Genomic DNA, 24,782 nt, shown 5'->3' on the forward strand with positions numbered 1-24,782 from the left:
CCTTTATCCTATTTTCTAGGTGATATGATTCATTTATTTTGAGATAACTCAACAGTCATTCAGTCATAAACAGCGGCCGTATTTAACGCCCACTGCTAGGTCTACATATTAATATTCTAGTAAACGTTCTCACAATAGTAAAGTATAAAATATTAAATTCGTCATTCAACAGTTTTAATTTCCTAGCTCTCGCTTCAGCTTTTCGTATTTTTCATTTTGCGGTTCAAGCGCAATTGCTTTATCGATATTTTGTGTGGCCGCTGGAATATCATTCAGTTTCATATTCACCAGAGCTAACTCGTAATACGCCTCATGAAAAGTTGAATCATACTTTACAGCCTGATTCAATTGCTGTTTAGCTTCTTTATAATTTTCAAGATAAAATTCTGCGCTAGCACTGACGAAATACACGTTACTATTTCCTGTTCCTTTTTCAACAAAAAGCTTAATGGCATCTTTTGCTTCTTCATACTGCTTCTGCTGAAGATACGTAGCAGCTACGCTGAGTGCATAGGGCTCATCTTGATAAACAGAACGCTCATGATATCCATAAAAAAGCAGACTTCCTACTAATAAAAGCGTGCAAATGAAAGCCGGAATCTGAATATACAGCTTTTTTTGTTTCGGTAAACTGACGATGCTCGCAGCTAAAAATCCGCCAACCAAACCGCCAATATGCCCTGCATTATCGACGTTCGGCGCAACAAATCCAAAAATCAAGTTAATCACAATGATTACAATGAAACTCGATCCCATTGTTCGAAAAAAGAAGCGTGGATTTGTTCTTGCTAAAAACAGTAAAGCTCCAAAGCAACCGAAAATGGCCCCTGAGGCTCCTGCGGAAATGGACGTATTCCATATAAAACTTCCTAGAGATCCTGCAAACCCGGCAAATATATAAATAAAGACAAAACGCCCGCTGCCATATATCCTCTCTACAAGCGTTCCTAAATAATACAGGGCTACACTATTCATAAGCAAATGCAGGAGTCCTATATGCAAAATTATAGGTGTAAAAAAACGCCACCATTCGCCTTCCATAATTAAGGGGTTGTATTTAGCTCCGTATTGAATCAGAGTGAGCGTATTTTGTGTACTGCTCTTCCACTCCAGAAATAGAAACATTAAGATTTGCAGCGCTAAAAATATATATGTAAAAATAGGCTTCCCGTATCCAGCTATTTGCTGTTCTTCGCTTTGTTTTTTCTGTACAAAAAGCACAATTTTATGTTTCCACTGCTCTATTCGCTGTGCTTCTTCTTCGGAAGAGCAATTGTCTGCGCTTTCTAATGTAAGACCCAGCCGTTCGAATAGAGGTTCATAAGCGCTTGCTTTCTCTGCCGTTAGTTGTTCAACGTAACTATTCACTTTAGAGGGACTTGGCGCACTTTCTAAGGACTGCTCTGTATAAAAAGGATCAAAATCAGCAAAGTAAATCGTGTTAAGAGTAAGCGTTGATTTACCTCTCTGCTTTCGCACATTCTCAGCTCTTTGTAATGCATACAATACATCTTTTTGCTGCTCAACGGCTGATTTAAAATTCCGGCGGACTATACGGACGATTGACTTATCTTTACGATGCGAAGACTGAAACCATAGCTCTGAAGCATCAGCTTTCATCGAAATCAGCTCGTATGAAGAATGGCCAAGCAATTGCTGTGCCAGCTGCAAATAATAAAAATCTTGCCTAGACAAATAGTCACCTCCTCACACTCTCTATATGTAAAGATGGCAGAAAGCCAGGAAAAAAGCAACGATTTTCCCTTTTTCTTTTTCTACAAAAAAACACCTTACAAGTCTGTAAGGTGTTTTTTATGTATCTTTCGCTCTTAGCGGAAGACCTGCTTCATTAAACGATCCCGAACAAACGGCAAATTAAAAAATGAACGAACAGCTAGACTGCGGATAAATGAATTTCCAAACAGCGAATTTAAAACACGGTATCTCATTTGATAGCCCAGCGTTCCAACAACTAAAAGCGTAAGTACTAATACAATATGTCTCATTTTCAAGCCTCCTTACGTTTACTTTGCTCCTATGACGAACATTTTATGCTCTTATATAGGTAAAAGCAGGATAAGGATTCCGCCTGTAAAAGCAGCAAGCAAAATAGCGGCAAGATTCACAACATCATTGTTAAAGAAAGTTATTCCTTTCTCTTTTATCGTTGGCTTACGGCAATGGTCTTTCCGTTCCGTTTCAATACCGCAGCTTTGACAGCGAAAGCGAACTTGCACACTTGCCCCAAGAAGAGTGTCTATAGCGTTTCCAATAAAACCAAAGCACCCGACTAGCAATATACTACTCAGCGATACGGATGGAAAAGCAAAATAACAAGCGGCAGCGATAAGAAAAGCTCCGGCTGCTCCGGCTGCTGTACCTAAAAGTGAAACGGCTCCTGAGGTACCCGCTTCTACTCTCTTTAATGTCCAAAGGTAAAACGGCGGCTTCTTACTAAGAGACCCTATTTCAGATGCCCATGTGTCCGCATTAGCAGCTGAGATACTGATCATAAACATCCACATGTAAACAGGAAAAGCTGTTGCTGCATATAACAAACCGCAAGCAGCAGCTACACCTCCATTAGCAAGGACTTGAATATAATCTCGTCTGTCGTGCTTCTCTAGCTTTTCTTCTAATGCGCGTTTTTTTTCTTTTTTGTACTTACTACACAACGTAGAAGTGCTAAAAAATAAGAGTAAGAGTAAAAAACCTTGAAGCGAAAAACCGATATAAACGCTCGCTCCTACGAGAAAAGACATGCAGGCTCCCGATACTGTCAGTGCTTTTGCTATGTAGCCTGCTCCTGCCATGAGTAATATTACAATTATCATGACAGCATCAAACGGATTCACAGCAAATAAGCTCCTTCTCTGTCAAAATATATTCAACGGGAATATCATGAGATTCATGGGGGACCTCTGAAACGACTTGACAATCAAACGCAAGGCTTAGCTTCTGTCCGGTATAATCTGTTAGATAACGATCGTAATAGCCGCCTCCATAGCCGATACGATATCCATTTTTGCTATATACCACGCCAGGCACAAGGAGTAAATCAATTGAAGATTTTGAAACGGGAACAGTTTCTTCAACAATTGGCTCCGCTAACCCGTAGTACACTGTTTCAAGCTGTGAAAAATTCGTAATCTCGTAGAAAACCATTTGAGATGTTGTGGGGTTGCATTTTGGAACAGCTACTTTCTTTCCATCTTTCCAAGCACGTTCAATGATGGCTTTCGTATTAACTTCTTTATTTCTTGAAACCGTAGCTGCAATGACTCTAGCTTCTTTCCATAAACAAGTTTCATACAGTGCATTTGCTATGCTTGTTGAATGTGCCTCGTGCTGCTCTTCAGAAATTAAATTAAGAACGCGCTTCATCTCTTTGCGCAGATGAGATTTCATTTTAATTCCCCCTATAAAAAAAACAGCAGGATTGTACTCCTACTGCTTACTTTGTTTCACGATGAAGTGTAACTTTTTTAAGTCTTGGGCTGTATTTTTTTAACTCAAGACGATCTGGGTTATTACGCTTGTTTTTAGTTGTAATGTAATTACGGTCACCAGTTTCAGTGCAAGCTAATGTAACGTTTACGCGCATCTATTTTCCCTCCAAACATTATAAACATAAATCAGACTTTAATATAATATCATTTTTCGAAAGGAAATGCCAGTCTGTTTTTTTGAAGAAAGTCATTTAATTTCATTTCTTCACTTTTTCTTTCCTCTTAGAGCCCTGAGCTCCTTCTCTGCTACGCCTTATATATAGATGAAGTTTCTTGAAATAAGCGGAACTCTTTTTATGAGAGGTGTACTTCCTTTCTTTTAAATAAAAGCCATTATTTACACTCTTTGATACTCTTGTATTTTTTCTACAAAATATGCCGACAGCTTCTTGGCAGTCTGAGTGTTTAACGCCTCTGAATAAATATTTAATACAGGCAAGTGACCATCGGGCAAAATAAGCGTCCATTCATGGGGATCATGGTAAATTTTTAAGCCATCAATGACATACACTTGTTTACCGATTGCTTCTTCTAATAGTTTCTTCATCACTTGTTCTTGAATTTCTAGCGGACATGAAATATACCGCCAGTTCATATAAGCGTGCGGGACATATTGAATCATTTCAGAAATTTTCCGCTGTTGCACCATAATTAATTCGATCAGCTGACATAAAGCGTACATGGCATCTAACTGAAATTGAACGGGCCCCAAAAGACTAAGCAAATCACGTTTTTTTGCTTTTGTCCTCATAAATGATTGATTGAGAGATTGAGCAAATGTTTCTAGTGTGGATGAATAGTGTATAGGAATAGGAACGAATGCTACTTTTTTTGTCATGTATACGCTATAAATATAAAGCGACATAATTTCTGAGTCATTTACGCTGCAGCCTTTTTCATCATATAGAGCAAATGTTTCTCCATCTTCTTTAATCTGAATACAAAAAGACAGCTTATTTCGTTTAATTATTCGTTTGATTTCTTCTGTTTTCTCCCATTTGTTTAAAAATAAAACGTGGACACGAAGACGCTTACATAATAATTCGACAACTTCCTGTATAAACGGCGAACAAATCACGCCAATCCTCGTACTGTCTTCTAATAAAATATGCTGATTAATTGATTTTACTAAAGCATCGCAATATTCTTCCCTGATATTTCCTATGCTTGTTTCTTTAAGTGAAACAGAAGTTGTTATGTTTGCTTTTTTAGCTTGAAGGTACATCCGCTCAATCTTTTTTTCAATAAGCTGATTAACTAATTGCCCTTTCTTATCATATATTTCTAAAAAGAGGCCGCTGTTTTTGCTATCCACACCAATATAAATACCAATGCTCGCTTGTGAAGTCATCATGTAATATCGAAATACCGGAAGAGCTTCTTTTTTAATATCATACACAGCTGAATGATTACTCCGTAAAAAAGAAAAGCATTCTTTGCGAAGTTGAATGGCTTCTCCTTCATCATCGCTTGCTAGACAGAACGACCCTTGGTGTTTGCATACAAGTAATAACGCATTGTATAGTCTTTCTCGATCAACAGATGAATGTACATACAGGCGACCGTTTTTGAAGATAGAAACATCTGGTTTTACAGAAAGTTGAGGTAGCACTTGATTTTCAGCTACTGTATCTTGGACATACGTAGTCATTGCTTGAACATTTACATAGGGACCTATCGTAGCGTTGTATAAAAACGATTCTGCCCCCACCGTTACGTTTTGAAGCAAAATCGTTTTATCGACTGCAGCATGTGCTTCTATGATACTATTGGTTCCGATAATCGTGTAAGGACCAATTGAAGCACCTTTTCTAATCACCACATTTTCTCCTACGTAAACCGGATCGTAAATAGTCACCCCTTCTTCTATAAGCGCGTCATCTGAGACAATACTTTCCTGTCTATTGCCAAACCACTTCCTCCACAAATCATAGTGTGCTTGACGATAATGGTGGATTTGCCCAATATCAATCCAATAATCTTCCGTTACAAAACTGCACACAGTATGATTATATTCCAAAAGAAGCGGGATAATGTCAAAGCTAAAATCTGTAGGACCATAAGAATTCACGTAATCAAGAACGGATTTTTTGATCACATACACTCCCGTATTAATCAATCGGCTATTGGCCTGTTCGTAGGTCGGTTTCTCTACAAATCCCGTGACTCGATGCCCTTCATCTATCGTCACCACTCCATAACCCCGCACGTCGTTTACTTCTTTTGTAACAATGGTCATTTCGCTTTTTTGTTCATAATGAAAATGAATAACGTCTTGAAGATTAATTTCTGTTAAGGCATCTCCACTAATAATAATACAGTCTTCCTCAATAAAGGCCTCTGCTCGCTTAATTCCGCCCGCTGTTCCAAGAGGCTCTTTTTCGATAAAATAAGTAAGCGTCACTCCCCACTGAGAGCCATCCCCAAAGTATTCAATAATTTGTTCATGCCTATACTGCAGCGTAATCCCAATCTCTGTAATTCCATGTTTCTTAAGCAGTTCAATGCTATATTCCATCACAGGTTTATCGTAAAGCGGCAGCATAGGCTTTGGAATCGTATAGGTCAAGGGCTGCAGTCTTGTTCCTTTACCGCCAGCAAGTATAATGGCTTTCAATTTTTTGCCTCCCTCCTTTTTTTATCCTGGCAAATGTGATGTTGAAACAGCTTACTTGTATCAATAGCGATTTTTTCCCAGCTAAACATAGTTGTTGCTTTTCTATACCCATTTTCGCTGATTTTCGCAGCCGTTTTTTCATTTTTTAACAAAAATTCAATACAGTTGATTAATTCGAGCGTATCTCCTCGGGCAAACGTCAGGCCCGTGTCGAAATGTGAAACAATATCACTTAGACCTCCTGTATCGGCAACGATAGTTGGCTTCTTGGCTACCATCCCCTCTAAAGCCACAATTCCAAAAGGTTCATATAGACTTGGAAAAACAACCATTTTGCAAGCTTGAAGAAGCTGATTTCGTTCGTTATCGGTAATGTATCCAATAAAATACACGTATTTGTCTAATTGCTTTTCACTTACCTGTGTTCGAAACTCATGAAGTAAAGGCCCTTTTCCTGCCACAACGAATTGAACATCTATTTGTTTTTTCTTAAATAGTTCCGCTGCTTCAATAAATAGCTGAAATCCTTTTTCATATACAATTCGTCCAATTGAAAAAATAATAGGGGCCTTTCTAAAATTATATTTCTTTTGTAAACTTTCTTTTAACCGCTCATTTACTGCGTCGACTACCAGCTGCTTGTCAATTCCATTTGGAAATATAGCAATTTTATCTTGCTCTACGTGAAATAAAGTGATTAATTCTTTCTTCATATAGTCGCTGCAGACAATGATTGAGCTTGATTGTCGAATCAGCTCCTCTTCTTGCAAGTGAATTTTCTGCTGCATGTCATTATGAATACCATTATTGCGCCCATGTTCTGTTGCATGAATGGTCGTAATTAGCGGTCTATCCGTTTTATCTGCTAAACATTTTGCAGCGGATGCAACAAGCCAGTCATGGGCATGAATAACGTCAAAAGACAGCTTGTAGCCTAACTGCAGTCCTCTAAGAGCCATAGCCACGTTCAAACTGTTTACCCATGTCAAAAAATCCGGATGATGAGGCTGCAGGCTTTTAACTCGGTAAACGTGAACACCGTATAAACGCTCATATTCCGGCAGCCCCTCTACATACGTTGTTAATACACTAACATGATGGCCCGCCTTTGCTAACGCTCTGGATAAATCAAATACATGTCGTGCAAGTCCTCCGATAACTAGAGGAGGGAATTCCCATGCAAGCATTAAAATGGAGAGACCGCCTTTATATTGATTTACTGATAAAGCCGCCGGCTCTATCTCTTTTGTAGGGTATAAAAAAGAACTTCCTGAAAGAAAACTGTTTTCGCTATCCATCCTTGGATTCTCTTCGTGACAAAGAAAATCAAATAGTTTTACTTGCCTTTCGTATTCATCTCTGACTTTTTCAAAATTATAAAGCCAATCGCTGCTACTTAAAAGGAGCCACTGTCGGTAGATAGCATTCACCACGCTAGGATGTTTAGAATCGATAAAATCTAGCATCGCCTCTGACTTCTGTACGGTTGAAATAAACAATTGATTGTTCTCACTAACAAATTCAGCGCTTTTTGTTGCACCGTAGAGTGCAAGAGTTTCGTTTTGATGAAACTCTATATCCCTCGCGTAATCTAAAGGATATTGAAATGTACCGCTTGCTGCTTGTATTCGCTGAAAGCCAAGCGTGTCCTTAGCCTTCAAATCCAAAACAGCGCTCGCTTTATTCATTGTTCCTTCCTCAACTTGTTTTCCTTGCTTAGGATATGGAAACAAGATAATGCCAGCAGGCGACTTTTTTAGTTCATCTGTTGATGACTTCACAAAGGTATAGCGCATTTCATGAGATTTTAGGAGCATATCTACTTGATGAGTATACTCTCCTTGCTGTATAAAAAAACCGACGGGCTTTTTTTCAAAAAACTGTTGAAAAACACGTATTGCTTCTGTAATTTGGAGATTTAATGTTTGTTCGGTTTTAAGGGTGGAAACGAACGCGTTCGTTACGGTAGTAGGAATACATTCCATCATGTCATGCTGAAAGAAATATTTGCAGGCTGAGAACAAGCTCCCGTTCCACTTTTTTAAAAAAGTGAGTGCTCTCTGATGCTGCCGGCTTGAAAACTGGTGTAAATATTGAGCGTAACGAGTGTTAAACTCCTCGTCGTTTAATGCGTTCAAAAACACACAAGACATCACAGCTGTTGCACCTATCAATTTCTTAGACTCAATTTGATCTAAAAAAGGGATGAACTCGTTCGTTACTTGTTCAAACAGCGGATACTCACTCTCTGTTTGAAGTACATGTAGCAACGGACAATGCATATAAGTTAAAAAAATACAGTCATCACTATTCATATTGCTTCTTCACCTGCTCCAAGTCATTTGAATATAAGGAATATGTGCTAAATTCATTTTGAACACCCTGGTGAACTTTTACAGGTTCGTACATCCAGCCTAACGAAGTTACATTCACTTGTTCATGTTGTTCTTTCATCAAATAAACTGGATTCGAACGAAGAAGGGAAAAAAAACTTCCTTCTTTATCTTGAATACCAATATCTATTACATACGTGCGCTCACTTTCCAAGCTGTTCATAAACATGAAGTCTTGCTTAGGAGTAAGACCCTTCATATAATAGCGGTGTGATTCATGGCCGTTAAAATGAAGACCTGTTATATCATACGTACACATAGCTAGATTCAATTCTTCCCACCGTGTCGAAAACATACTTTCTACCATCTCTCGAATATGCTCAGAAAACGACCAGTGAACATAAATACGAGATGAGTCAAGCTGAGTAGCTATACACACATTTAAGTTTTGAATAAGATTAGCAGCCACTGTTTTATCACTTCGTTTCTTAGAATGTTTTTTCTACATATAAATGCCGTATAAACTTATTAACATCTTACCATTCAGAAAAAGTTGCCACAATAAACGCAATTTGTCGATTTGTGTTAAAAATTCAGGTTAACATAGTAATTATAATTTACTAACAAAAAAACCTCTTCGCTTATTAGAAGAGGTTTTTCTACTATTCGTTTAAGTCGTAGCGTTTGCCTTTTACAAGGTAAAATACGCTTTCTGCTACGTTAGTGGTATGATCAGCCATACGCTCTAAATAGCGGGCTACAAATAAAAGCTGCGTAATTTGGTTCATAGCCTCCTGCTTTTCTTTAGCAAGACTTAAAAGTTCTTTGATTGTTATTCCGTAAAGTTCATCCACTTGATCGTCCATTTCCGCTACTTTTTTAGCCAGCACAAGATCTTCCTCGTGATAAGCTTTTAACGAAAGGCTCAACATTTCAATCGAAATATCGTGCATTTTCTTTACGTGTTCTAACGGCTTAATTAATTCTTCGTTTCCAATTCGTATAGCTGATTTTGCTACGTTAACCGCAAAATCTGCCATACGCTCAACATCCGAAGCAATTTTAATTGCCACAATGATACGTCTTAAATCGATAGCCACCGGCTGCTGCTTTGCGATCAGTAAGATAGCTAGGTCATTAATTTCTTCTTCTAAGTCATCCACGTATGAATCGCCGTCGATAATTTCTAGCGCCAGCTCAACGTTGCTTGTTTGCAACGCTTCAATTGATTTTGATAGCGCCTCATGCGTTAAGCGCCCTATTTCTAATAATTTTTCACGTAATATCTTTAAATCACCATGAAACTTTTCGCGTACAACCACTCATCCCATCTCCTTGTATGTCTTAACCGAAACGACCTGTAATATAATCTTCTGTGCGTTTATCAGATGGCATTGAGAAGATTTTATCTGTTTCTGCGTACTCTACCACTTCTCCATTTAAGAAAAATGCTGTTTTATCTGAAATACGTGCCGCTTGCTGCATATTGTGGGTAACAATAATAATGCTGAAGTCTTTCTTTAATTCTTGTACTAACTCTTCTACTTTTAATGTTGAAATTGGATCGAGCGCAGAAGTAGGCTCATCCATTAAAATAACGTCAGGTTCAATTGCCAAGCAGCGCGCAATACAGATACGCTGCTGTTGTCCACCTGACAACCCATTTGCATTTTGATTCAAACGATCTTTAACTTCGTCCCAAATAGCTGCTCCTCGTAAACTTTTTTCAACAATTTCATCTAGTTTTTTCTTGTTGCGAACGCCATGAATTCTTGGACCGTACGCAATATTATCATAAATAGATTTCGGGAACGGATTTGGCTTTTGGAAAACCATTCCTACTTGCGTGCGCAGCTCTTCCACGTGGTACGATTTATCAAAAATATTTTTCCCTCTATACTCAATCTCACCTGATGTACGGACAATTGGAGTCATTTCTACCATACGATTTAACGTTTTAATATATGTTGATTTTCCGCAGCCTGATGGACCGATGATCGCGGTAACTTCGTTAGCATGAATGTCTAAATCAATATTTTTCAAGGCATGTGTGTTGCCATACCATAAATTCAAACCTTTTGTTTTATATACAATTTCTTTTGTTTGCGGAGTATTTACTTTTTCTTTGTTAGTCAATTCCATTGTTATTGCCATTGGATAATCCTCCTTCATCGTCTTTAACCGTTTTGAGCACAATAAAAGTCTCTCTATGTCTATTTAATATCTATTGTTTACTATCAGTGTAAATAAATACGAGAAGCCGAAACGCTTCCCCTTATTTTGATCATTTCTATTAATCCTTACACTTACAGAATAATAGCCGACTATTAATTGTGTTTTAACTCAATGTAAAGCTTTTGTAAACGAAGGTCTATCTGCGTGTTTTTTAGGTAAAAAACTAGTTCTTACGACCCTTAAATTCAATAAAAAACCATATATGTAAAGATTTTTAACAAAAAAAGAAGAGGTAGAGACATAACTAAATCAACTCAATCTAAAGATGGATAAATTAGATAAATAAGCCAGTATGAATTACTTCCGACACCACTGTTGATTTTCGTGCAAGACTTCGCTTTCCACGAACGGCCGGTGAGTCTCCTCGTCGCTTCGCTTTTCCTGCAGGAGTCTTCACCTTGCCCTCCAATCAACCGCTAAAAGCACCTACATACACGAAATCTACGTTCACCCTACAAATAAAAAATCTGAACAAAGTTGATTCTTAACCAACTTTGTTCGGATCTTAACTTCAATTAATATGTTTTTGTTCCAGCCTCTTTAATTGGCGTCGTTTGCAATGACAGCCTGTTGATTCTCTTCTTGGTCTTTTACTTCTTGTTCACCTTTTTTCTTTAAATCAAAATACGTATCGAGCGCAGAACGAGCAAGCTCTTTTGTAATGGTATTTGGTGCACTTGGCACAAATGCCGATGGTACCACCACAGCTACTGCAATTTCAGGATTATTTGCCGGAGCAAAGGCCACAAAGTTTGAATTATTAACTTTAATAGGGTCCCCTCCGCTTGGGTTTTTCTCATAGGCTTGTGCCGTTCCTGATTTACCAGCAGGATTATAGTTCGCTGTATGGAAAGCTGCATACCCTGTACCGCCTTGTTCTTGCGTAACGCGCTTAAAGCCACTTTGAACATCTTTAATGTATTCTTCTTTCATCGTGATACGATTTAACACATCAGGCTCAAATGAATGCTGCGTACCGCCAATTTCATCGGTTTTAATCGTTGGTTTTCGGATTTCTTTTACTAGCTGCGGCTTAATGCGATACCCTCCATTAGCTATTGCAGAAGTATATTGAACAAGCTGCAGCGGCGTGTACGTATCATACTGACCAATTCCTAAATCAAGCGCCGTACCTGGAACATCGCTTCCACCTTGGACACCTGTTGATTCGTTATCAAGGTCTATGCCTGTTGATACGCCTAAGCCGAACTGACTGTAGTAAGAACGCAGTTCGCTGAATGTATCAGGTTTAATCGGTAAAGTCATGTTTTTATGATACTGTAACCCAGCCATAGCCATTACCGTTTTAAACATAAATACGTTGGATGAATATTTTAACGCAGATGAATACGTTAAGGGTCCTAGCCCTTCAGCCTCAGCTGATTTTTTAACCGGTGTTCCTTTAATTTTTAACGGTTCATCAACGAACACTGTGTTTGGCTTAATAGCTCCTGAATCTAAGCCGGCTAAAACCGTTGCTCCTTTTACAACAGAGCCCATTGTATAAGATGTTGAAATATTTCCCAATGAAAAATCTTCTATTTTAGGCGCTCCAGTCTTCTTATCAATGGTGTATTTTTTACCTGCCATTGTTAAAATTTCTCCTGTGTGAGGATCCATCATAATAACAAAAGCACGGTCTAAAAATTGCGTTCCTTTCATTTGCTTTTTAGCTAAAAGCTGGTCCGTAATTTGTTTTTCTACTGCTTTTTGAAGCTCCATATCAATAGTTAAAACCAAATCACTGCCGCGTTCACCTTTAGACACTTGAATTGTATCAAGGAGATTTCCTTTTTTATCTGTTACATATTGAACTTTTTCTTTTTGACCGCTGAGCTGGGCTTCGTATTGCTTCTCTAAATAGCTCGTCCCAACTTGGTCATTTCGGCTATAGCCTCTTGACAAGTAATACTGTACTTTATCTTTGGGCAGTCCTTCGTTGGCAGATGATACATTTCCAAGCAAAGTACGGAGAGTACTGTTTTCTGGGTATGAGCGATCCCAATACGTTGTTGTATCAACACCTGGAAGTTCATCTAAGTGCTCACTTACAACGGCATACTCTTCATTTGTCACACCGCTCTTAACAATTTGCGGGGTGTTAGAGTAACCTGCCTCCATTTGGCGCTTAATAGCGAGAACTTCTAAATCACTCTTTAGACTTTCTAAATCTTTTTTAGAGATGCGGTCTAACTGATGTTGATACAGTTCGTCATCAGTCATTTCACCATCTTGAACTTTTTTGCGATCAGCTTGCGTAATTTTCTGTTCCGCTTCTTTAGGGTGAAGCATAATCCAATAATCCTTCATATCGCGTTCTGTAATTTTTACCACATTTTTAGCATCTTTATTCTTTTTATTTTCTGGAATATCAATCACATTTGTGGTGTAAGGAACATCGATCATAGTGGCTAACTTTTTAGCGATGCGCAGCCTTTCTTCAGCTGTATTTCCTTGAAAACGAGTATATGTAATCGTATTTAAAGAGGTATTATCTACAATTACGCGGTTATAACGATCGTACATTTTCCCTCGAGGAACAGGCGTACTGACCGTAACGTCCTGTGTTTTTTCGACTTCTCGTTCGTAATTCTCACCGTACACAATTTGAACAAGTCCCAACCGCAAAATTAATACGGAAAATAGGGCAAATACGGTCAAGAAAAGTAAGTTCACACGAAAAGGCACGTGACTTTTTCTTCTTTTTTTCTTTTTCATACCAACACCTACACTTTATAAAACATATATACCATAACACCATAAAATCAGACATTTAGCAAATAAATAGACACCTGGCAGGTGCCTATTTACACAACGTATTTATTCTAAAAGAAAAGCGAAGCATTTTCCATAGTACAAATGAAGGAGCTGACAACACTCTAAGCTGGAGACTCTCCGTCTCCTTCATTTAATACCGGAGGAGTAACAGTCGTTTCTTTTTTGTGCAGAGGCTGTGAGATATGTCTCACACAAAAATAAATGATCGTATGCCCTGCTCCAACAATAGCTAATAAAATGGGAATACTTTTTGCTTCATCAAAAATTAGTACAGCTATTAAAAATAAAGATATGGAAACGACGCGCCCGATATTCAGAAATACTTCTCTGACAACAATGTATTCAATTCTTTTTGAAACAACGTCTTTTGCTCGTCCAATCACATCGTACGTTAGAGAAATGAATGGAACCAACAAAATAGGATAGGCAATGGCAATACAAACAGCATATATAATTAACTTTGGATACGATAAGTTAAAGATAAGCAAAAAGACTGCTCCATAGAGAAGGAGGCCTCCTGTGAAGATAAACCGAAGGCGATTTTTTTGCTTAATAAACCTTGAGGCAACATAGTATCCTACAAACGCAACCGCTGAATTCACCAGTCCATATGTTCCTAAAGCTAATTCACTTCCCGTCGTAATAAATACCATGACGGATACAACAAAAATGAACGTACCTTCACGCAACCCTTGAAAGAAATGAGCCTGCAATATTCGATTCCAGTCTTTATTGACTTTTCGTTCAGCCCATACTTCTTTAAATTTGTATACTCCTTCCGCTGCGCGTCTTGTAATAAAAAAACTAAGCACAACGGCACCGATAAACAATAGCAGCGATACACCAAACACAATTTTATACCCAAGTGATTCATACAAAGCGGAAATAACAAAGCCCGCTCCTAAAGGACCAATCATCCCTGCAAAAGAGTTTAAGATCCCTAAAAATCCGTTGAAAAAGTCTCTTGTATCAGGTTCTGTAATTTCAAAAGTTAGCACATTAAAAGCTAGCCAATAAAAGCCGTATCCTATACCCAGCAGTCCACCAAGCAATACTAAATACTCGGCTGCGTTAGCTCCACTGACTAATACAGCGATATAAAAAACAGCTAAAAAAGATACACCTAACCTTAAAACCACAACCCGGTCAATTCGTTTGGCCCATTTACCTGCTAAAATAAACGTAAGCGGCTGAAGCACCACTACCGCTAAATTATAAATAGCGAGATCCGAAAATTCGCCTGATTGTTTCCACAGATAAATGTTAACAAACGAATTGGAAATTGAAATAGCCAAGGCATAAAGACCGCCTATAATTAAAAGCAAAAGTAAATCTTTACTAACTTCTACATCTCCAACTACTTTTTTTAATAAAGGCATATCAAAAAACTCCTTTTCTCTTCTACACCTAGTGTGTGAAAAAGAAAAGGAGATATGTAAAAGAATTGGAAAACAAAAAAGCCAGTAAAGGTAATAATTACTTTACTGGCTCTTAAATACGTCTTCAGCTTATTTTGCAGCGTCGTAACGCTTAGCAACTTCGTCCCATTTTACAACATTAAAGAATGCTGAAATGTAATCTGGACGGCGGTTTTGGTAATTTAAGTAGTAAGCGTGCTCCCAAACGTCTAGACCAAGAATTGGCGTTTTGCCTTCCATTAATGGGCTATCTTGGTTTGGTGTGCTTGTTACTTCTAATTCGCCGTTGTTTACAACTAACCAAGCCCAGCCAGAACCGAAGCGAGTTTTAGCTGCATTTGCAAATTCTTCTTTGAATTGATCAAAGCTGCCGAATTTGCTAGCGATAGCGTCTGCTAATTCACCAGTTGGAGCACCGCCGCCGTTAGGGCAAAGGATTGTCCAAAATAATGAGTGGTTCGCATGACCGCCACCGTTATTGCGTACTGCTGTACGGATATCTTCAGGAACAGCATCTAAGTTTGAAATTAACTCTTCAATACTTTTGCTTTCTAAATCCGCTTTGCCTTCAACAGCAGCGTTTAGATTTGTAACATATGTGTTGTGATGTTTTGTGTGGTGAATATTCATTGTTTCTTTGTCGATATGTGGTTCCAGTGCATCGTATGCATAAGGTAGTTCTGGTAATTTGTAAGCCATGAATAATTCCTCCTTCAAAATATGTAAGCATTTTGGCGCAAAAGCACCATATACGTTTAGATTAGCAAATTTACCCTACTGTTTCAAATAAAAAGTTCCTAATCCATGATTTATATTTACCTAATTCCCATTCGCTATTCTTTTAAACATAAAAAAAGCTTCTTTTTCTCAAAAGAAGCTTTGAATAGACAATAGTATGGCGGAGGAAGAGGGATTCGAACCCCCGCGGGCTTTAACACCCCTGTCGGTTTTCAAGACCGATCCCTTCAGCCGGACTTGGGTATTCCTCCAACCCTATAAATGGTGGACCCTGCAGGACTCGAACCTGCGACCGGACGGTTATGAGCCGTCTGCTCTAACCAGCTGAGCTAAGGGTCCACATGGCTCCACAGGTAGGACTCGAACCTACGACCGATCGGTTAACAGCCGATAGCTCTACCACTGAGCTACTGTGGAACAATATGAATTATGTATGTCACAAACGCAAATTGGAAAATAGCGGCGGAGGGGATCGAACCCCCGACCTCACGGGTATGAACCGTACGCTCTAGCCAGCTGAGCTACACCGCCATGGCTCCACAGGTAGGACTCGAACCTACGACCGATCGGTTAACAGCCGATAGCTCTACCACTGAGCTACTGTGGAACAATATAACATTTACTAGCGACATTAAAAATTTAACATGTTTCTAGCCTAAAGTCAATATATTATTTTAAAACAGCGTATAAAAAATAGGCAATCATCAGCAGTTGAATAAATCCTTTTGAAATAGCGCCACTAAAAAAGCCAATAACCGAACCTACTCCAATTTTTACTGCGTTGCTAATTGTGGTCCGATGAACAATCAGTTCTCCTACAATCGCTCCGATAAACGGCCCTAAAATAATTCCAAATCCCGGAATGACAAACGGACCCACAAGTAGCCCAACTGTACTTCCCCAAACACCTGCTTTAGTGCCTCCGAATTTTTTCACACCAATAATATTAGCTATATAGTCTGCTAAAAAAAGTGCGACAACTAACAATCCTTGTATCACCCAAAATAACCAGCTATAGGAGCTAAAATCATAAAATAAACCGTATATAACAAATCCTAGAGCTACAAATAGCACGCTTGGGATGATAGGATAAACCAACCCAACAAACGATACAACAAAGCTAATGATAATTAATGCCCAACATAAAATAGCCATGCCCGCACCTATCCTTTTTATTATTACTATTTATCATACAATAATCACTCCTATAAAGAAAGACCTTGCACGACGAGTCCTTCCTTTATTTTACTTTCGAATACCTCTTCAAATAATGATTTTCGAGTGTACCTCTGCAATATTAACAGCACGGTCCTCAAGCTGCCCGTAATATCCTCAAAAACAATGACGGCAAAACCTGTACATATACGCATAAGATGTGCTTGTGACAAAACGCTCCACCGCATCATTGTAATTGGTAACGGTTTCTAAAATCTATTGTAAACCTTAAATTTTCGCTATAAAATAAGGTATAATCAGAATCTTCAATAAGAGGAGGCTTTACAATGAGCATGCTGAAAAAGATGGCATGGAGTTTTACTTCCTTCAAAAAAATAAGGTCGCTTCGCTTTGAGCATACGAATAAAACAATTGGCTTTGTGCTGTTTTTAACATTTATTTCTTTGCTGCCTACATTTTTCTTTATGACTTTGACGATTGTAAACGGCTATCATATCGCTACTACAGATCTTCCGAAATCTGTTCCTTCTTTTTCTATTTCAAACTCACAGCTTACGTCAAGTCAACCTTTCACAAAAAAAGCAAACGGTACCGCTTTTATCTTAAACCCCTCACAGTCTATTGAACGGTTTCATTCCCCTGCTCATGCAATTGGTTTTTTAAAGGATGGAATTTACATCACGACTAATTCACAAACACAAACGTATTCATATGAGTTGCTAAACTGGCATCATAAAGATAAAAATGAACTGCTAAACTTGCTTCACGAACAAAAATTTTCTTTATACATACTTGTCCCTATCGCTATGCTTTTACTGTACGTATTAACATCTGGACTAAACTTCCTTTCTATTACCTGCCTTGCTTATCTTGGAAAACTGATTGGACTCATTACTAAAAAGCAGCTTCCTTTCAAGCAGCTATGGGCACTGAGCGCTTATAGTACGGTAGCCTTCACGCTGCTTTATACGCTTTTTGAAGCTTTTTCTTTGTCTCTAGCACTACATAGCTCTCTTTACTGGATAGGAACATTCTTCATTTACTTGTTGCTCGTCACAAGGGTTCCTATAAGAAAAAAGGTAAAACCTAATAAAGATGCTGGGACAAACATATTTTAGTTGAAGGAAAATCCAAACGAGGAATCTAGATTCTTGATAGAGAATCCAACTCGTTCGGATTTTTTTATTGATATGGTGAACGCAGGTTTCATGTATGCGGCTGCTTCTAGGTGGTGATTGGAGTGATTTAGTTAAGTCTCAGCCTCTTTATTTCGGTACAACTTTTCTTCTTCCCATTGCAGAAGAAAGAATTTTCAACTGATACAAAACCCACAAACCTCCTGCTGTGAGCAGAATAAAGCTATAAACAAACATCAGCCTTTCAGCATGCATCCACACTTCAAAAACAACAGGTCCCAACGCTACTCCTAAAAATCTCACCGTTCCATAAATGGATACAATAAACCCTCTTTCTTCGTCTGAAGCCGCTGAAGTAATCATCATATTAATACACGGAAGAACAAATCCTAAGCCGCCAAAGGCGACTGTCAAACAAAACATCAGCACAGGAAGCGTATAAATAATCGTTAATACTCCAAACATTAGGAATAAAAGAGTTATCCCTACTATCATTAATTTTTTCATGAGCTCTAGATCTGTTTTGATGCGTTGACCGGTCCAGTAAGAAACGAGCGTCATCGCACCAAGAGGAAATAAAAAAGCGGTTCCTTTAAAAAAACCGTCTATATGATACGTTTCCTCTATTAGAAAAGATAAGTAATATAAAATGCCAAATAATAAAAACAACCCTAATCCCCCGACAAAGAATAAAGGAAAAAGCGATTTTCTTTTATCATAGACAATCCCAATAGCTTTCTTTAAATATTCTTGAACAGATACTGAATCCGAACCTGTTTTCCCTTCTCTCACATACATCACTATACCTACTAAAGCAGCACCTGCAGCTAAAGGATAGACAAAAAACGCGGCATACCATACGACGAGTGCTGCCGATGCTCCAATTATCGGTGCAACCACTTTTCCAACTCCGTTATACACTTCTAAAATCCCGAGGACTTTTGCTCTTTTTTCCCCTGTAAATACATCTCCAGTTAATGCCATTGCCAACGTTGTAGTACCTGCAGCTCCAATCCCTTGAATGACTCTGCCTGCCATCAACACAGCAAAGCTTCCAGAAGAGAATGAAGCACTACTAGCAGCGATGATACTACCTATTATCATCATGACGAGTGAATATATGATTAACTTTTTACGCCCATACCGGTCTGATAAAATCCCTACAGCAGGGATACACAATGCGGCTGGAATCGAAAATGCACTCAGTATCAAACTGGTTTGAACTCCGCTTAAATGAAGTGACTTTTGAATGCTTGGCAGCAGAGGAATGAGCATGGAATTTCCCAGCACCATGATTAAAGGCAATAAGCCTAATGAAACAATCATTAATTTTTCTTTCAATTTTCGTTCTCCAATCATATTTAAGTAAGACAAGCATAGGCTTTACACATAAGCAAAAGAATGAAGGAGGAGCATAATGAAAAAGCTATGTGCATTAGCCGCTTTCGCTTTTATCGGATATATTTGTCACTACGACATTAAATACGGGACCATTCCCACTGCTACTGAAGCAGTTCAAGTCAGCAAAGCGCAGCCTGCAGAAACAAAAGCCGCCAGCTCTTCTTCCACCTATACAAAAATAAAAATTAAGCCAGGCGATACAGTTTTGTCCGTCATTGAGGAGCTTACAAAAAAATCGATACCGGTTTCTATGAACCAAATGATTACAGACTTCAAAAAGTTAAATAACGGTACAGCGCCTGAGGATATTCAAATTGGAAAAACGTATAAGTTCCCTATTTACAAGTAATGACAGCATTCTTCTTGTCAAGATGGGATAGTCATTGTTAAAATAGCTAAGGTAGTACTTTCTACTAGTTATTTTGTTCATAAAGAGTTATTCTATTAATGAATTCAAATTCTTGATTTCATTTTGAAGGAGAGATTATCACGTGAGTGAAATTATACATCGTACAAAAACACGCCCGGTTAAAGTTGGAGATTTAACAATCGGAGGCAGCAACGAGTTAGTTATTCAAAGTATGACAACCACTAAGACACATGATGTTGAAGCAACGGTTGCAGAAATTAAACGTTTAGAAGAAGCAGGATGCCAAGTTGTTCGTGTTGCTTGTCCAGACGAGCGCGCAGCAGATGCAATCCCTGAAATTAAAAAACGCATTAACATTCCATTAGTTGTGGATATTCATTTTGACTACCGCTTAGCATTAAAAGCAATTGAAGGCGGAGCGGATAAAATCCGTATCAACCCTGGTAATATAGGTCGCCGTGAAAAAGTGGAAGCTGTTGTAAATGCTGCAAAAGCTAAAAATATTCCAATTCGTATTGGAGTTAACGCTGGTTCACTTGAAAAACGTATTTTAGATAAATACGGCTATCCGACAGCAGATGGCATGGTAGAAAGTGCACTTCATCACATTAAAATTTTAGAAGACCTTGATTTCCATGACATCATCGTGTCAATGAAAGCATCGGATGTTAACTTGGCAATTGAAGCTTATGAAAAAGCTGCTCAAGCATTTGACTACCCTCTTCACTTAGGAATTACAGAATCAGGTACATTATTTGCAGGAACTGTAAAAAGTGCAGCAGGTCTTGGCGCTATTTTATCTAAAGGAATCGGAAATACATTACGTATTTCTTTAAGTGCGGATCCTGTAGAAGAAGTAAAAGTTGCGCGCGAATTGCTAAAATCATTCGGTTTAGCTTCCAATGCTGCAACTCTTATTTCTTGCCCAACTTGCGGACGTATTGAAATTGATTTAATTAGCATTGCTAATGAAGTTGAAGAGTATATTTCAACTGTAAAAGCACCGATTAAAGTAGCAGTACTTGGCTGCGCTGTAAACGGTCCTGGTGAAGCTCGTGAAGCTGATATCGGGATTGCAGGAGCACGCGGTGAAGGTCTACTATTCCGCAAAGGCGAAATCGTACGCAAAGTTCCTGAAGAAACAATGGTTGAGGAACTTAAAAAAGAAATTGATAAAATTGCTGCTGAATATCACGCAAAGCAAGAAGCTGAAAAAGCTGCAGCTAAATCATAACCCAAAAAAAGCGAGGCGCATATGCGCCTCGCTTTTTTTTATGAAAAGAACGGTAATATAAACGTACCGACAATAATCGATACAACTCCGATCCCTATTGCCCATGCTCCTAGCGTAAGTGCTCCTTTTCTGCGTGCGATAAACCCTAGAATAATCCCAGCGGCACCAAGAATAATTGGTAAAAAGAATAGTGAAAGAATCGAAAGCACGAGTGCGAAACGACCGTATCCCGTTCCTTCTCCTCGTCCAGCGACTTCATGATTGCGATTGCGATCAATATCTATAACTTCACGCTCTGCATGAGGCTCTCCTACTCGGTAAGGAACGCCCACTTCAGCTGCAGTTTCTTCCATGAAATCAGCTTCATATACATCTTTTCTACGCCTTTGTTCTTCATTCTCCATGCTTAATCCCTCGCTTTCGTAAATAAGGAGCATTTATAGTATCTGAATGCGAGGGAAAATTATAAGTGTCAATCTTATACAGCTGCTCACTCTCTTACAAGAAATAGGTACAGACGCAATCACCAGGCCATGCAGTGATCATTACGTTTTGCCAAAGGCGTATAAAAAGTATTACTGTTTCTGTTTGGGCTTTATGTTACACTAGACAAGAATAATCAAGCACCTAAGTAGAATAAACGTATTAAAGGAGTGCACGTAGTTGACGAAAAAGTTTGGAATTGACATTGATGGAACTGTTACTTCTCCTGAAACTTTTGTTCCTCATTTAAATAAAGCCTTTAACTTAAATTTAACACTTGAAGACATTACAGAATATGATTTCAGCCCTTTTGTAAATGTATCACCTGCTGAACTCGGGAAATGGTTTAAAGCAAATGAACGCTCTATTTACGAAACCTCTCCACTTGCAGACGATGCAAAAGCGGTTTTGCAAAAATGGCATCAAAAGCACGAATTATTCTTTATTAGTGCAAGGCACGATAAGCTATTGGACGTCACGGAAGAATGGTTTCAAAAAAATGAACTATCGTTTCATCACATTGAGTTAGTCGGATCTCATTTTAAAGTTGAGACAGCAAAACGATATGATGTTGATATCTTTTTTGAAGACAAACATGATAATGCTTGTGAAATCAGTGAAGAATGCAATATCCCCGTTATCTTATTTGATACTCCTTATAATCGCTTACCTGTTCCAAAAGGAGTGGTTCGCGTATACAATTGGCTAGAAGCAGATCAGTGGGTAGCCAGCTGGTTAAAAGAACAGCAAAAATAAAAAAGAGAGGTGCATAACGCCCTCTCTTTTTTATTGATTACATTCTATACATTGACCGTAAATTTCAAATTTATGGCCTGTAATATTGTATCCTCGCAAATCCTCGTCTACATACTCCATCGGACAAGCTTCAATTTCTTTTGTTTTTCCACAATCTAAACAAATGAAGTGGTGATGATGATGGGCGGTTGCACATTTAAATCGAAAGTGCTTTTCGCTCGAAAGCTCTGTCATTTCAAGTACGCCTAACTCCACAAACAATGATAAATTACGGTAGATTGTATCAAAACTCAGACCAGGATAATCAGGCTTCATGTATTCTAATACATCTTTTGCCGTTAAGTACTTATTTGATTTTGAAAACAGGGCAAGCATTTCTTCACGTTTTCCTGTATGTTTATATCCTTGATCTTTTAATAAATGAATGGCTTCAGTTAAATTCATTTTTGTTTCCCCTTCCGTCCTTTATTAATCATAATAGATATGATTAAAATAACAACAGCAATGACAACAATTGTACCGCCTGGTGCTAAATCCAAGTAGTACGCTGAAAATAATCCGCCTAAAACAGATATTTCACCAAAAATCACCGAAAGCAAAATCGTTTGTTTAAAGCCTCTAGCTAAGCGAATGCTTGCTGCTACAGGAAGAGTCATAAGAGATGACACTAATAAGATACCGACGATACGCATCGATACAGCAATGACAAGAGCAACCATCACAATAAATAAAAAGTGCATCCACTTCGATTTAATCCCAGAAGCAGAAGCGTGCTCCTCGTCAAAAGATAAAATAAACAATTCTTTATATAAGAAAAAGACAATAGCTATAACAAATACGGCTATAACAACAACTGTCCAAAGATCCGAACGACTCACCGCACTTACGCTTCCAAACAAATAATTCATTAAATCATTATTAAAACCGTCCGCTAGCGAGATACAAATTGCACTAATACCAATTCCGCCCGATAAAATAATCGGAATGGCCAGCTCTTGGTAATGCTTGTAGACGCTTCGAAGTTTTTCAATGAAAAGAGCGCCTGTAACGGAAGATACCATCCCTAAATAGACGGGGTTCACTCCTTGCATAAACCCTATTTTCTGACTAAGAAGCAAGCTCGCAGAAATCCCCGCTAGCGTCACGTGACTTAACGCGTCTGCAATTAAAGAAAGACGTCTTACTACGATGAACGTGCCCAATAAAGGAGCTAAGACGCCAATAATCATACCGGTTAAAAATGCATTTCGTAAAAACTCAAATTGAAATAAACTGCTTATCATACGTGCTGCCCTCCATGATGATGATCATGGGTTAACACATGAACATTATGACCATAAAACATAGATACGTCATGTTCACAAAGCTGTTCGAATTCTTTGGCATTCCCATGAAAGTGTAGAAATTTATTTAAACAAGCAACGTGGGTTACTTTTTCTGAGACAGTGCCAATATCGTGAGTGACAAGCACGAGCGTAATTCCTTTTTCCTTATTTAACTTTTCAAGAAGCTCATAAAAAGTGTACACATTTTGTGCATCCACTCCGACTGTTGGCTCATCTAAAATTAACAGCTCGGGTTCACTTACAAGCGCGCGTGCAATAAAAATTCGCTGCTGCTGACCACCGGATAGTTCTCCTATGTTTCGATTTAAAAATTCGCTCATCCCCACTGCTTCTACCGCTTCTTTCACTTTTTGTTTATGAGAAGCATTCATAAAGCGAAACAAACCTAATTTTGAAGTAAGACCCGTGGAAACCACTTCAAAAACGGTAGCAGGAAAGCCGCTGTTGAAACTATTCGCTTTTTGCGATACATATCCAATTTTACTTCGTTCTTTAAACCTTCTCTGATCTTTTCCAAATAAACGAATTGCACCTTGAGATGGTTTTTGCAAACCAAGCAAACATTTGATTAGCGTTGATTTCCCAGAACCATTTGGACCAACGAGACCCAAAAAAGCTCCTTTCGGAATTGAAAAACTTATATCTTCTAATACATTCACTCCATCATATTGAAATGATAAATGATCAATTTCAATGATATCAGGTGTATTCATATGCGCCTCACCATTCTTTTTTTATATTTCTCCATACAAAAGAGGGCACGGTTTCTATCGTATACTCCGTTACCCATTTACTTTCTCAGAATCATTACGATTTAGTCATTAATGTAGTATACAGGATTGTCTTTTATTTGTAAACTAAGCCGTTTCACTCCTTCGCTTTCTTGCCTCTGTAAGTTCGTCCGACTCAAAATGTTGTTTTATTACACAATATAGTCACATCTTTCTTTTTTATTCATAAACTGTATATGACGAGGAGGTAATCATATGAAAATTGTACAGCAGATTGTCAATAAGAAAGTAAACAACATTACCCCGAAAGAGCTTTTAAAGTATAGCAAACAATACAACATCCCCATTACAGATCAGCAGGCACATACCCTTGTATCCGTCATTAGACAGCAGCCCGTAAATATTTATAACCTTGAAGAGCGCCGAAATTTAATCAAACAAATTGCTCAAGTAACAGATCGTGAAACTGCCAGACGAGTGAATGAATTATTTCAGCAGTTGATGTAAAAGAAGAGGTCATG

The 24,782-nt window shown here is 38.4% G+C and carries 25 protein-coding genes and 5 tRNA genes; 5 read left to right on the top strand and 25 right to left on the bottom strand.

The window, feature by feature from the left end; all coding sequences use genetic code 11:
- Positions 1-174: 174 nt before the first annotated feature.
- From MKY06_RS22955 to MKY06_RS23050, 20 genes are all read right to left on the bottom strand, one after another.
- Positions 175-1,695, bottom strand: a complete 1,521-nt coding sequence (locus MKY06_RS22955) for a rhomboid family protein (protein WP_064472131.1) — start codon at positions 1,693-1,695, stop codon at positions 175-177.
- A 134-nt stretch (positions 1,696-1,829) separates the two neighbouring features.
- Positions 1,830-2,006 carry a hypothetical protein gene (locus MKY06_RS22960; protein ID WP_013059186.1) on the bottom strand — a complete coding sequence of 59 codons (177 nt, stop codon included), beginning with the start codon at positions 2,004-2,006 and terminating at the stop codon, positions 1,830-1,832.
- A 51-nt stretch (positions 2,007-2,057) separates the two neighbouring features.
- Positions 2,058-2,855: a DUF92 domain-containing protein gene (locus tag MKY06_RS22965; RefSeq protein WP_013059187.1), complete on the bottom strand. Its 798-nt coding sequence runs from the start codon at positions 2,853-2,855 to the stop codon at positions 2,058-2,060.
- Positions 2,842-3,408 carry a 5-formyltetrahydrofolate cyclo-ligase gene (locus tag MKY06_RS22970; RefSeq protein WP_013059188.1) on the bottom strand — a complete coding sequence of 189 codons (567 nt, stop codon included), beginning with the start codon at positions 3,406-3,408 and terminating at the stop codon, positions 2,842-2,844. The genes MKY06_RS22965 and MKY06_RS22970 overlap by 14 nt, the downstream gene beginning before the upstream one ends.
- Before the next feature lie 46 nt (positions 3,409-3,454).
- Entirely contained in the window at positions 3,455-3,604 is a 150-nt protein-coding gene (rpmG, locus tag MKY06_RS22975) for a 50S ribosomal protein L33 (RefSeq protein WP_013059189.1), read from the bottom strand.
- 242 nt (positions 3,605-3,846) lie between these two features.
- Positions 3,847-6,126 (bottom strand): sugar phosphate nucleotidyltransferase, encoded by a 2,280-nt coding sequence (locus MKY06_RS22980; RefSeq protein ID WP_025601553.1) that lies wholly within the window; start codon positions 6,124-6,126, stop codon positions 3,847-3,849.
- Positions 6,123-8,441, bottom strand: a complete 2,319-nt coding sequence (locus tag MKY06_RS22985; protein ID WP_025601555.1) for a glycosyltransferase — start codon at positions 8,439-8,441, stop codon at positions 6,123-6,125. The genes MKY06_RS22980 and MKY06_RS22985 overlap by 4 nt, the downstream gene beginning before the upstream one ends.
- The gene (locus MKY06_RS22990) at positions 8,434-8,928 is read right to left on the bottom strand and encodes a DUF4912 domain-containing protein (RefSeq protein ID WP_025601556.1); all 495 of its coding nucleotides are present in this window, start codon (positions 8,926-8,928) and stop codon (positions 8,434-8,436) included. Before MKY06_RS22990 ends, MKY06_RS22985 begins: the two co-directional genes overlap by 8 nt.
- Positions 8,929-9,121: 193 nt before the next feature.
- Positions 9,122-9,781 carry a phosphate signaling complex protein PhoU gene (gene phoU, locus MKY06_RS22995; RefSeq protein ID WP_013059193.1) on the bottom strand — a complete coding sequence of 220 codons (660 nt, stop codon included), beginning with the start codon at positions 9,779-9,781 and terminating at the stop codon, positions 9,122-9,124.
- Between the two features lie 22 nt (positions 9,782-9,803).
- Positions 9,804-10,601, bottom strand: coding sequence for a phosphate ABC transporter ATP-binding protein PstB (gene pstB, locus MKY06_RS23000; RefSeq protein ID WP_370506071.1), 798 nt, complete (start codon positions 10,599-10,601; stop codon positions 9,804-9,806).
- A gap of 367 nt (positions 10,602-10,968) precedes the next feature.
- Positions 10,969-11,091, bottom strand: coding sequence for a hypothetical protein (locus MKY06_RS23005; RefSeq protein ID WP_013059195.1), 123 nt, complete (start codon positions 11,089-11,091; stop codon positions 10,969-10,971).
- Between the two features lie 143 nt (positions 11,092-11,234).
- On the bottom strand, positions 11,235-13,412 hold the full coding sequence (locus MKY06_RS23010) for a peptidoglycan D,D-transpeptidase FtsI family protein (RefSeq protein WP_025601560.1): 2,178 nt from the start codon (positions 13,410-13,412) through the stop codon (positions 11,235-11,237).
- A 161-nt stretch (positions 13,413-13,573) separates the two neighbouring features.
- The gene (locus tag MKY06_RS23015) at positions 13,574-14,851 is read right to left on the bottom strand and encodes an MFS transporter (protein WP_025601562.1); all 1,278 of its coding nucleotides are present in this window, start codon (positions 14,849-14,851) and stop codon (positions 13,574-13,576) included.
- 129 nt (positions 14,852-14,980) lie between these two features.
- Positions 14,981-15,589 (bottom strand): superoxide dismutase SodA, encoded by a 609-nt coding sequence (gene sodA, locus MKY06_RS23020; protein WP_013059198.1) that lies wholly within the window; start codon positions 15,587-15,589, stop codon positions 14,981-14,983.
- 197 nt (positions 15,590-15,786) lie between these two features.
- Positions 15,787-15,879: transfer RNA gene (locus tag MKY06_RS23025), tRNA-Ser, on the bottom strand.
- Between the two features lie 11 nt (positions 15,880-15,890).
- Positions 15,891-15,967, bottom strand: a tRNA-Ile gene (locus MKY06_RS23030).
- A 3-nt stretch (positions 15,968-15,970) separates the two neighbouring features.
- Positions 15,971-16,045 (bottom strand) — tRNA-Asn (locus MKY06_RS23035).
- A gap of 40 nt (positions 16,046-16,085) precedes the next feature.
- Positions 16,086-16,159 (bottom strand) — tRNA-Met (locus tag MKY06_RS23040).
- A gap of 1 nt (position 16,160) precedes the next feature.
- Positions 16,161-16,235: transfer RNA gene (locus tag MKY06_RS23045), tRNA-Asn, on the bottom strand.
- Between the two features lie 62 nt (positions 16,236-16,297).
- Positions 16,298-16,783 carry a DUF456 domain-containing protein gene (locus MKY06_RS23050; protein WP_013059199.1) on the bottom strand — a complete coding sequence of 162 codons (486 nt, stop codon included), beginning with the start codon at positions 16,781-16,783 and terminating at the stop codon, positions 16,298-16,300.
- Positions 16,784-17,130: 347 nt separating this feature from the next.
- Between MKY06_RS23050 and MKY06_RS23055 the strand changes: the two genes are divergently transcribed.
- Positions 17,131-17,922, top strand: a complete 792-nt coding sequence (locus MKY06_RS23055) for a DUF1189 domain-containing protein (protein WP_029320189.1) — start codon at positions 17,131-17,133, stop codon at positions 17,920-17,922.
- Between the two features lie 147 nt (positions 17,923-18,069).
- Here the strand turns inward: MKY06_RS23055 and MKY06_RS23060 are convergent, their stop codons facing one another.
- The gene (locus MKY06_RS23060; protein WP_029320187.1) at positions 18,070-19,281 is read right to left on the bottom strand and encodes an MFS transporter; all 1,212 of its coding nucleotides are present in this window, start codon (positions 19,279-19,281) and stop codon (positions 18,070-18,072) included.
- 76 nt (positions 19,282-19,357) lie between these two features.
- On the opposite strand from MKY06_RS23060, the gene MKY06_RS23065 reads away from it, so the two are divergent.
- Both MKY06_RS23065 and ispG read left to right on the top strand, forming a co-directional pair.
- Positions 19,358-19,690, top strand: a complete 333-nt coding sequence (locus MKY06_RS23065) for a hypothetical protein (RefSeq protein ID WP_013059203.1) — start codon at positions 19,358-19,360, stop codon at positions 19,688-19,690.
- Positions 19,691-19,841: 151 nt separating this feature from the next.
- Positions 19,842-20,945, top strand: coding sequence for a flavodoxin-dependent (E)-4-hydroxy-3-methylbut-2-enyl-diphosphate synthase (gene ispG, locus MKY06_RS23070; protein ID WP_201763664.1), 1,104 nt, complete (start codon positions 19,842-19,844; stop codon positions 20,943-20,945).
- A gap of 38 nt (positions 20,946-20,983) precedes the next feature.
- Here ispG and MKY06_RS23075 read toward each other — a convergent pair whose 3' ends face one another.
- A complete protein-coding gene (locus MKY06_RS23075) occupies positions 20,984-21,349 on the bottom strand; it encodes a hypothetical protein (RefSeq protein ID WP_013059205.1) in 366 nt (121 codons plus the stop codon).
- Between the two features lie 259 nt (positions 21,350-21,608).
- On the opposite strand from MKY06_RS23075, the gene MKY06_RS23080 reads away from it, so the two are divergent.
- A complete protein-coding gene (locus MKY06_RS23080) occupies positions 21,609-22,184 on the top strand; it encodes a 5' nucleotidase, NT5C type (protein ID WP_013085038.1) in 576 nt (191 codons plus the stop codon).
- Positions 22,185-22,214: 30 nt separating this feature from the next.
- Here the strand turns inward: MKY06_RS23080 and MKY06_RS23085 are convergent, their stop codons facing one another.
- Genes MKY06_RS23085 through MKY06_RS23095 form a run of 3 tightly spaced genes read right to left on the bottom strand, consistent with a single transcriptional unit; the run spans position 22,215 to position 24,243 of the window.
- Positions 22,215-22,628, bottom strand: coding sequence for a Fur family transcriptional regulator (locus MKY06_RS23085; protein ID WP_013059207.1), 414 nt, complete (start codon positions 22,626-22,628; stop codon positions 22,215-22,217).
- A complete protein-coding gene (locus tag MKY06_RS23090; protein WP_013059208.1) occupies positions 22,625-23,467 on the bottom strand; it encodes a metal ABC transporter permease in 843 nt (280 codons plus the stop codon). The genes MKY06_RS23085 and MKY06_RS23090 overlap by 4 nt, the downstream gene beginning before the upstream one ends.
- A complete protein-coding gene (locus MKY06_RS23095; RefSeq protein WP_013059209.1) occupies positions 23,464-24,243 on the bottom strand; it encodes a metal ABC transporter ATP-binding protein in 780 nt (259 codons plus the stop codon). Before MKY06_RS23095 ends, MKY06_RS23090 begins: the two co-directional genes overlap by 4 nt.
- 273 nt (positions 24,244-24,516) lie before the next feature.
- On the opposite strand from MKY06_RS23095, the gene MKY06_RS23100 reads away from it, so the two are divergent.
- A complete protein-coding gene (locus MKY06_RS23100; RefSeq protein WP_013059210.1) occupies positions 24,517-24,768 on the top strand; it encodes a DUF2624 domain-containing protein in 252 nt (83 codons plus the stop codon).
- Positions 24,769-24,782 lie beyond the last annotated feature (14 nt).

This window comes from Priestia sp. FSL P4-0332 (assembly GCF_038005845.1).
Lineage (GTDB): Bacteria > Bacillota > Bacilli > Bacillales > Bacillaceae_H > Priestia.